An 8,469-nucleotide genomic window follows, 5' to 3' on the forward strand; every position below is an offset into this window, starting at 1 on the left:
GAGCAGCATGAGCCTGACTGAGATCGCACGTGCCGCCTACACGACGCTCGAACCCTTTCACGTGTCGGCTTACTTCAACCCCCAGGTGAGGGAGGCGGGTGACGAACTGGGACTCGACGGGCACGCCTGGTACGTCGGTGCCCGAGCAGCACCGATGGGTGAGACCGCCGCCAGTGTCGTCGCGGCGGCGTTCTACAACTTCAACCCCGCCATGATCGAGAAAGCCTGGCCTGCTGCCGTCGGCGCCGGGTTGGACAGGGTGTCGGATCGACGGTGGGCGATGCTCGACTCGGTCCTCGGTGATGCACTGGGTTCTCGTACTGGCGACGCCGAACTGGTCGAGGTTGCGAAGCGGCTGAGGCACATCGGCGACACCGCGGTGTTCGCCGGCCGTCCACTCGCCGCCGCCTGGCATTCGGCGACCGCACCGGACGCGCCGCACCTTGCGTTGTGGCACGCGATCACCGTCATCCGGGAGTGGCGCGGCGACGGCCACATCGCAGCATTGGTCGATGCGCAGCTGGACCCGACGGAGGCCGTCGTCTTCCACGAAGCCTTCCACCCGGAACCGAAGGCCCGACGCGTCCTCGGAAAGCAAATCACCCAGTTGACTCGCCAGTGGTCGGACGAGGAATGGGACGCAGCATTCGATCGCCTCGCCACGCGAAACCTGCTGACGCGCACCGACGCAGGCGAAGCATTGACCGACGACGGCGTCGCACTCGATGCGCACATCGAGGCCAGGACCGATGCACTGGCGTCGAGCATCTGGCGCGACGTGCCCGATGCCGAGGACCTGATCGTCCGTGTGCGGCCCTACGTCAAGGCCGTGATCGACGCGGGCATCCTGCCGGGAACGAAGAAGCGCTGACGGGTGGGCATGGTGTACCAGTTACGGTCGGTCGGGTGCGGGTGATCCCGTCCGTCGAGTGGCAAAAGTGGTACACCATGCCCACCGTGGTCACTCGCCCCGGCGGTAAGCCTCGTGCACGACATGCTCGGCGATTGCGAGCGACGAGGTAGCGCCCGGCGACGGCGCGTTGCGTACGTGGAGGATCCGCGCGCTACCGGTGATGACGAAGTCGTCCTCGAGGCTGCCGTCGCGGTTCATCGCCTGCGCACGAATGCCCCGAGGGCCGCGTCGGACATCCTCGACGGAGATGGCGGGGACGTATCGACGCGCTTGTTCGACGAAAACCCGTGTGCTGAGCGCGGTTCGGGTCTCGCGTACTGCGGCTGGGATGTTGCGCGCGGCGAATCTCCAGAACCCGGGGAAGCCGATGGCGTCGGCCACGTCCTTCGGCGACAGCGTCCGACGGTCGTAGGATTCGCGACCGAGCGACAGAAAAGCGTTGGGCCCCAACGTCACATCGCCCTGAATCGTCTTGCTGACATGCACGCCGAGGAACGGGTACTTCGGGTCCGGCACCGGATAGATCAACCCGTTCACCAACGCCGACTTCTCCGATGACAGCAGGAAGTAATCGCCGTAGAACGGCACGATCTTCGGAAACGACGACTCCCCTGCTGTCACGGCGAGGCGGTCCGACTGCAGACCAGCGCATGCGATGACCCGGTCGAATCGGTCTGCACCAGAGCGGGTCTGAACGTCGACGCCACCGGGCCGCTCGGCCAGATCCGTCACTGCGGTACGCAACCGGATCTGCCCGCCGAGCGCCGTGATGTCCTCGGCGAGCGCACGCGTCATGCCCGGATAGTCGACGATCGCCGTTTCCGGGGAATGCAGCGCCTTACGACCGCGGGCGTGCGGTTCGATCGCGCGTATGTCCTCCGCTTCGATCAGCTTGACGCCGGGAACACCGTTGGCCAGCGCTCGCTCGTGGATGGCGTCGAGGCGCCGGCATTCGTCCTCGGTGTGCGCGACGACGATCTTGCCGCACTTGTCGAACGCCACGCCTTTCTCCGCGACGAATTCTTCGAGTAGTGCAACGCCGCGGCGGCACAGCCTTGCCTTGAGGCTGCCCGGCTCGTAGTAGAGGCCCGCGTGCACGACACCGCTGTTGTGACCGGTCTGGTGCGCTCCGACGGAGGCCTCTTTCTCGAAGACGGTCACCTCGACGCCCCTCGACCTCATCAGCTCCCGAGCAACCGCGAGCCCGATGATCCCACCCCCGACAACCGCGACCTTGCTTCGCGCCACGTCCCCACCTCGCGTCGATGCTCCGATGACCGGGCCATTCTCACACGGGCCGCGGCGTGTAGAAGTTTTTTCTGTCGGCGGGAATTGATACCTTGTCGAGCACGTTAGTTGAGTCGAAGACGCTCAAGCTTCCGTAGGAGGAACACGAATGCCGGCATACCTGGGGCCCGAAGGCCCTCGTCGCATCGATATCAGCCGTCTGATGAGCAGGTCCACCCAGTCGCTCATCGGCGACGCGGCCACGTTCGCTGCCGGACGCGGCGACGCCGAACTCGATGCGTTGCACGTGCTGCACGTCATGGCACAGAACGATCCCACCCGCAGCCTCATGCAGCGCGCAGGTGTCCAATCCCCCGCCGTCGTGGACGCGGTGGAGTTGCGGCTGCCGCAAGGCGGCGGCTCGGTGAATGCCACTGCCCTGAGCAGCACGTTGAAGACCGCGATCCTCGAGGCGCACCACATCGCGCAGTCGCTCGGATCGACGTACATCGACCCCGAACACCTGTTCCTGGCGTTCGCTGCCGATCAGGATCACATCGCCGGCCGCCTGCTGGCGTCGGAGGGAATCACCCCCGAGGGGCTGCAGACCGCGCTCAAGGGCGGAACGGTCGAACCCGCGTCGAATTCCGAGACGCCCACGCTCGACAAGTTCGGCGTCGACCTGACCGAACGTGCCCGACAGGGCGGTGTCGACCCGGTCATCGGCCGTACCGACGAAATCCAACAGACCATCGAGATCCTGTCGCGTCGCACCAAGAACAACCCGGTGCTCGTCGGTGAGGCAGGCGTCGGCAAGACCGCCGTCGTCGAGGGCCTCGCGCAACGCATCGTCGACGGCGACGTGCCCGAGCGCCTGCAGGGCAAGCGCATCGTTCAGCTCGACCTGTCGTCCATGGTCGCCGGTACGCGCTACCGCGGCGACTTCGAAGAGCGACTGACCAAGGTGATCGACGAGATCTCGGCACACAAGGACGAACTCGTCGTCTTCATCGACGAAGTGCACACCATTGCGGGTGCAGGCGGCGGCGCCGACGGCGCCATGGATGCCGGAAACATCCTCAAGCCCAAGCTCGCTCGCGGGGAACTGCACATCGTCGGTGCCACCACACTCGACGAGTACCGCACCAACATCGAGAAAGACCCCGCTCTCGAGCGTCGGTTCCAGCCCGTGACGGTGCCCGAACCGAGCGTCGACGACGCCAAGGCCATTCTCACCGGGCTGCGTAGCCGGTACGAGGAGCACCACGGTGTTCGATACACCGACGACGCGATTGCCGCTGCCGTCGACCTGTCCGATCGCTACATCGGCGACCGGTTCCTGCCCGACAAGGCGATCGACCTGATCGACCAGGCCGGCGCCCGTAAGCAGCTGACCCGTCCGGTCGTCGACAGTGCCGCGATCGAAAAGCAGCTCGCCGCACTGGAAGTCGAGAAGGAACAGGTCATCGCTCGCGAGGACTACGAGCGTGCGTCGCAGATCAGGGACGAGGTATCGACGCTGCAGGGGCGCCTGAACGGAACGGTTGCCGAGGCTCCCGACGTGACCGCCGAGGACATCGCCGACGTCGTTTCACGCGCAACCGGCATCCCCGCCAGCCAGATGACGCAGGAGGAGAAGGAACGTCTGCGCCGCCTGGAAGCGGAACTGCACGAACGCGTCGTCGGACAGGACGAAGCAGTGAAGGCCATCGCCCGTGCGGTGCGTCGTAGCCGGACCGGTATGAGTGATCCGGATCGTCCCGTCGGCAGCTTCCTGTTCCTCGGTCCGACCGGTGTCGGCAAGACCGAGCTGGCGAAGGCGCTGGCTGCGTCGTTGTTCGGTGACGAGAAGAAAATGCTGCGCCTCGACATGAGCGAGTTCGGCGAACGGCACACCGTGAGCCGTCTCGTCGGTGCGCCTCCCGGATACGTCGGTTACGGCGAGGCGGGTCAGCTGACCGAGCAGGTTCGACGCAACCCGTACTCGGTTGTGCTGCTCGACGAGATCGAGAAGGCACACCCCGACGTCTTCGACACGCTGCTACAGGTGCTCGACGACGGCAGGCTCACCGACGGGCAAGGCCGCACGGTCAACTTCCGCAACACCGTGGTGATCATGACGAGCAACCTCGGCTCGGACATCATCTCCAGCAAGTCCGGTGGTCTGGGGTTCACGACGGGCGAGCAGGACGAGAAGCCTCTGCGCGACCGGGTGATGGGTCGGCTGCGTGAATCGATGCGGCCGGAATTCCTCAACCGCATCGACGAGATCGTGGTCTTCCGCAAGCTCGACACCGAGCAACTGCACCGGATCACCGACCTCATGCTGGAGGAGAGCCGGGAACGGTTGTCGGCCAGGGGTTTCGAGATCACGTTCAGCGACTCGGCGGTCGACTGGTTGGCACGGAACGGGCACCAGCCCGAGTTCGGTGCGCGGCCGTTGCGTCGCTCGATCCAGCGGGCGCTCGACGACCGGATCGCCGATCTGCTGCTCGACGACATCCTCACCGAGGGTGGCACCGTGTCGGTGGACGTCGCAGACGACGAGTTGGCATTGAACGTCGCCTAGTGACAATCGAAGCCGCCCGTGTACTTCCGAGTACACGGGCGGCTTCGTCGCGTTCTGACCGAACAGTCCTGGAACACGCTCTGCTGCATGTGACACCCGCGCGCACCGAGGCCGCCTCGCCGGACGCCTGATGTAGACGCTCACCGAATCGCCAGCCGCACGTCGTTTTGCCAGCAATTCAGGCCGCACCTGGCAACATGGTGAGCACCTGCGGGGATACGGACAACACTCCCGCGCGCTATGTTCGACGATGACCCCCTCAGCGTCGAAGGAGCAGCCGTGGCCGATACGTCGTCGTACATCTCGAAGCAGGACCAGCTGGAGATCAGCACCTACACCTGGCCGACACGGAAGACTCCCATCGGCGTCGTACAGATCGCGCACGGACTCGCCGAGCACGGCAGCCGCTACGCGCGATTCGCCGAAGCTCTGAACGATGCGGGATTTCACGTCGTCGCCTCAGATCATCGCGGCCACGGTTCGTCGATCACCGACACACCTGGAGACCTGGGGTCGATGGGGTTCCCCGCACTGTGGGCGGACATCGAGCAGCTCGGCGAACACCTGCTGGAGATCTACCCGGACCTGCCACTGTTCTTGTTCGGGCATTCGATGGGTTCGTTTGCGGCGCAGCACGTTCTGGTCGAGCGATCCGACCTGTATGCGGGCGTGGTCCTGTCGGGATCGTCGGCGATCGATGTACTCGCAGCAGGCATGGCGGACGCCCCCGCCGGTGATCTGAGTGTGTTCAACAGCGCCTTCGAGCACCGCACCGGGTACGAGTGGCTGTCGCGCGACGAGGCGGAGGTGGACGCCTATGTCGCCGACGCGTTGTGCGGGTTCGACCTTCCCGCCGCCACCGTCCCGGCATTGTTCACCGAGGCCGACAAGCTTGCCGACCCACACAAGCTCGAAGAGGTTCGCTCCGAGCTGCCGCTGCTGATCGCGTCGGGTTCGGACGATCCGCTCGCCGGTGGCGGACAGCTCGTCGAATTACTCGGGTCGCGCTACCGCGAGGCAGGCTCGAGCGACGTCACCGTCACGATCTACGACGGCGCCCGCCACGAAATTCTGAACGAGACGAACCGCGACGACGTCACCGCCGACATCGTCCGCTGGCTGACCGACAGGGCGACCGGCTAACGGCGTCGTAGATTCACGGGCTGCCCGTCCTCGGGGAAGGGCAGCGACGTGAAGTTCAGTGGCGCAGTGTAATTCGGGTCCACACTCCACTCGAACCGCCTCAACAGGTGGAACATGATGGTCTTGATCTCCGCACCCGCGAAGTACATGCCGATGCACTTGTGGACCCCGCCGCCGAACGGTTCCCACGCGTAGCGGTGCACCTTGTCCTCGCGCCGCTCCGCGGAGAACCGTTCCGGGTCGAACTTCTCCGGATTCGGCCAGTACTGCGCCATGTGGTGCGTGAAGTGCGGCGCCACGGACGCGTACGTGCCCGCGGGGATGTACTTGCCCTGCACCACGGTGTCTTTCACGGCGCGGCGCGCGACGACCGGCGTCGGCGACACGAGCCGCAGACACTCCTTCATGACCAGATCGATGTCGACGAGCTCGTCCAACTGCTGAAACGTCGGCGAATCCGTCTGCAGCGCAAGCGCCTCCGCACGACACCGTTCGCGCCACTCCGGATGTTGGCCCAAATACTGCATCATCGTCGACAGCGTGATGGTCGACGTGTCGTGTGCGGCCATGAGCAGAAAGATCATGTGGTCGATGACTTCGTCGTCGGTGAAGCGTTGCCCGGTATCGGATTCGATGTGGCACAACACCGAGAAGAGGTCGTCGGTCTCGTTGTCGCGTCGCGCCGGCAGGTAGCGCCGGAAGAACTGCTCGAGCACCCTGCGCCCGTCGAGACCTCGCTTCCACCTGGTGCCGGGAACCCGATATCGGACGATCGACGTCGCAGCCTGAACACAGGCCACGAAACTCGCGTTGATCGTGTCGATTTCGGCTTCCGTGCTGCCTTCGGCACCGCCCATGAAGATGTTCGTCGCGACATCCAGTGTCAACGCCTTGAGCGCAGGGTAGACACGGAAGTCGGCGCCCGGCTCCCAGTGGTCCAACCCTTCGGCGACGACCGGGTTCAACGCGTCGACCGACTTCGCAATACGCTGCCGGGTGAACGCCTGTTGCATGATGCGCCGGTGGCGCAGATGTTCGTCGTCGTCGAGCAGCATGAGCCCGCCGTGAAAGAACGGCCCGATCAGCAACGACCACCCGTCGCTGTTGACGAATGCCTTGTCCTTGTTCTGAAGAACTTCCTGGCACGCGTCGGGTCCGAGAACCGTGATCCACCGCTGGCCCGCCATGGTCAACCACGACACGTCGCCGTATTTCTCCCAGCGACTTCCGAACAGCTTGAGCGGATCCCTCATGTATTCGAGGGTGTGTCCGACGATGGGCACCCCGCCGTCGCCGCGCACGGCGTCGAGCTGCGAGTCGGCGGGTGGGGCAGCGAGCATTCGAGCCATGGCAAACCTCCCGTAATCTGACAGGGCATCATGTCAGATGGATGTAGTCTGCGTCACATTCGCCGCATCTGTCAACATCGACACATGACCCCGACGACGCGTCGCTACGCCGGAATGAGCGCCGACGACCGTGCAACCGAACGTAGGTCCCGACTGCTCGACGCCGGGTTGGACGTATTCGCCGACGCAGGCGCGAAGGGCGCGACGATGACCGCGATCTGCGCGCGGGCCAAACTCACCGAGCGATACTTCTACGAAAGCTTCAGCAGCAGGGACGAACTGCTGCGCCAGGTGGTCGACATGGTGTCCGACGAGATCCGGGTCGCCGCACTGGCCGCGCTCCATTCGTCCGACGGCACCGTCGAAACCCGAGTGCGGCAGGCAATCACCGCATTCGTGACCGTGTTGACCGACGACCCGCGCAAGGGGCGAGTCGCCATGATCGAGTCACTCGCCGTCGACTCGTTGCGCCGATATCGTCGAGAATCGTTGCGCGACTTCGCCCGCCTGGTAGCAGACCAAGCTCACGAACTGTACGGCAGCGACGCATGGCCCGAGCCACGGTCGGAGATCAACGGCCTGCTGTTCACCGGCGGTCTCGCCGAACTGATCATCGCGTGGTTGAACGACGAGATCGACGTGACGCCGCAGCAGATCGTCGAGTCCGCGACCTACCAGTTCATCTCCACATCACACCGACCACGGTAGCTACAGTGGATTCGGTGGCCCACGCACACCGCTCCAGGCAATCGACACCCCCGGACAAGACATGTGCGTCGTGCGGCCGCCGAATCGAATGGCGCAAGAAGTGGGAGCGACACTGGGATGACATCAAGTACTGCAGCGACGCGTGCAGGCGGCGCAAGGTGACGTCCTCGGATCACGACCTCGAGAACAAGATCAGAGAGTTGCTCGACGCCCGGTCCCGCGATGCGACCATCTGTCCGTCCGAGGTCGCCCGGGCGATGTCCGACGACAACTGGCGCGACCTGATGGAGCCGGTACGTCGCGCCGCCCGCCGGATGGTCGACGCAGGCGAGGTCGAGATCACGCAGAAAGGTTCGGTCGTCGACCCGTCGACAGCCAAGGGTCCCATCAGAATTCGCTGGGCGGCTACGCCGCCCGTGCGCGAATAGTTGGCCCAGGGAGCCTGTTGCTTAATTGGTGTGCGGGCGGGCGGCTGGTGGCCCGTGTTTTCTGGTGGCCGGTGGCCGGTGGCTGGTGGTGGATGTCGTCGGCCACCGGCCCCTGCCGTGTCAGGCAGCCAG

General features: G+C 65.0%; 7 protein-coding genes and 1 pseudogene. 6 read left to right on the forward strand and 2 right to left on the reverse strand.

Annotation, left to right across the window (positions count from 1 at the left end):
- Positions 1–7 precede the first annotated feature (7 nt).
- Positions 8–871, forward strand: coding sequence for a hypothetical protein (locus HQ354_RS21485; protein WP_222635538.1), 864 nt, complete (start codon positions 8–10; stop codon positions 869–871).
- A 90-nt stretch (positions 872–961) separates the two neighbouring features.
- Here HQ354_RS21485 and lhgO read toward each other — a convergent pair whose 3' ends face one another.
- On the reverse strand, positions 962–2,161 hold the full coding sequence (gene lhgO, locus HQ354_RS21490; RefSeq protein ID WP_222635539.1) for an L-2-hydroxyglutarate oxidase: 1,200 nt from the start codon (positions 2,159–2,161) through the stop codon (positions 962–964).
- 148 nt (positions 2,162–2,309) lie between these two features.
- Here lhgO and HQ354_RS21495 point away from each other — a divergent pair, with 148 nt between their 5' ends.
- Both HQ354_RS21495 and HQ354_RS21500 read left to right on the forward strand, forming a co-directional pair.
- Positions 2,310–4,709: an ATP-dependent Clp protease ATP-binding subunit gene (locus HQ354_RS21495; RefSeq protein ID WP_222635540.1), complete on the forward strand. Its 2,400-nt coding sequence runs from the start codon at positions 2,310–2,312 to the stop codon at positions 4,707–4,709.
- Between the two features lie 279 nt (positions 4,710–4,988).
- Positions 4,989–5,852 (forward strand): alpha/beta fold hydrolase, encoded by an 864-nt coding sequence (locus HQ354_RS21500; protein WP_254303614.1) that lies wholly within the window; start codon positions 4,989–4,991, stop codon positions 5,850–5,852.
- Here HQ354_RS21500 and HQ354_RS21505 read toward each other — a convergent pair.
- The gene (locus HQ354_RS21505; RefSeq protein ID WP_222635541.1) at positions 5,849–7,201 is read right to left on the reverse strand and encodes a cytochrome P450; all 1,353 of its coding nucleotides are present in this window, start codon (positions 7,199–7,201) and stop codon (positions 5,849–5,851) included. The two genes, HQ354_RS21500 and HQ354_RS21505, sit on opposite strands and share 4 nt — an antisense overlap.
- 84 nt (positions 7,202–7,285) lie before the next feature.
- Between HQ354_RS21505 and HQ354_RS21510 the strand changes: the two genes are divergently transcribed.
- The 3 genes and pseudogenes from HQ354_RS21510 to HQ354_RS21515 all read left to right on the forward strand — a co-directional run bounded on the left by HQ354_RS21510 (position 7,286) and on the right by HQ354_RS21515 (position 8,337).
- On the forward strand, positions 7,286–7,909 hold the full coding sequence (locus HQ354_RS21510) for a TetR/AcrR family transcriptional regulator (RefSeq protein ID WP_222635542.1): 624 nt from the start codon (positions 7,286–7,288) through the stop codon (positions 7,907–7,909).
- A gap of 14 nt (positions 7,910–7,923) precedes the next feature.
- Positions 7,924–8,052 (forward strand): annotated as a pseudogene (locus HQ354_RS25760) (DUF2256 domain-containing protein); the annotation flags it as partial.
- 15 nt (positions 8,053–8,067) lie between these two features.
- Positions 8,068–8,337 (forward strand): DUF3253 domain-containing protein, encoded by a 270-nt coding sequence (locus tag HQ354_RS21515; RefSeq protein ID WP_254303627.1) that lies wholly within the window; start codon positions 8,068–8,070, stop codon positions 8,335–8,337.
- Positions 8,338–8,469: the final 132 nt, after the last annotated feature.

Source organism: Rhodococcus sp. BP-261 (assembly GCF_019835205.1).
GTDB classification, from domain to species: Bacteria; Actinomycetota; Actinomycetes; order Mycobacteriales; family Mycobacteriaceae; genus Rhodococcoides; species Rhodococcoides kyotonensis_B.

What these genes read in the sequence shown, in the direction of transcription:
- HQ354_RS21485 (WP_222635538.1), top strand. Translation starts at nt 8, where the DNA reads ATGAGCCTGACTGAGATCGCACGTGCCGCCTACACGACGCTCGAACCC.
- HQ354_RS21495 (WP_222635540.1), top strand. Translation starts at nt 2,310, where the DNA reads ATGCCGGCATACCTGGGGCCCGAAGGCCCTCGTCGCATCGATATCAGC.
- HQ354_RS21505 (WP_222635541.1), bottom strand. Translation starts at nt 7,201, where the DNA reads ATGGCTCGAATGCTCGCTGCCCCACCCGCCGACTCGCAGCTCGACGCC.
- HQ354_RS21510 (WP_222635542.1), top strand. Translation starts at nt 7,286, where the DNA reads ATGACCCCGACGACGCGTCGCTACGCCGGAATGAGCGCCGACGACCGT.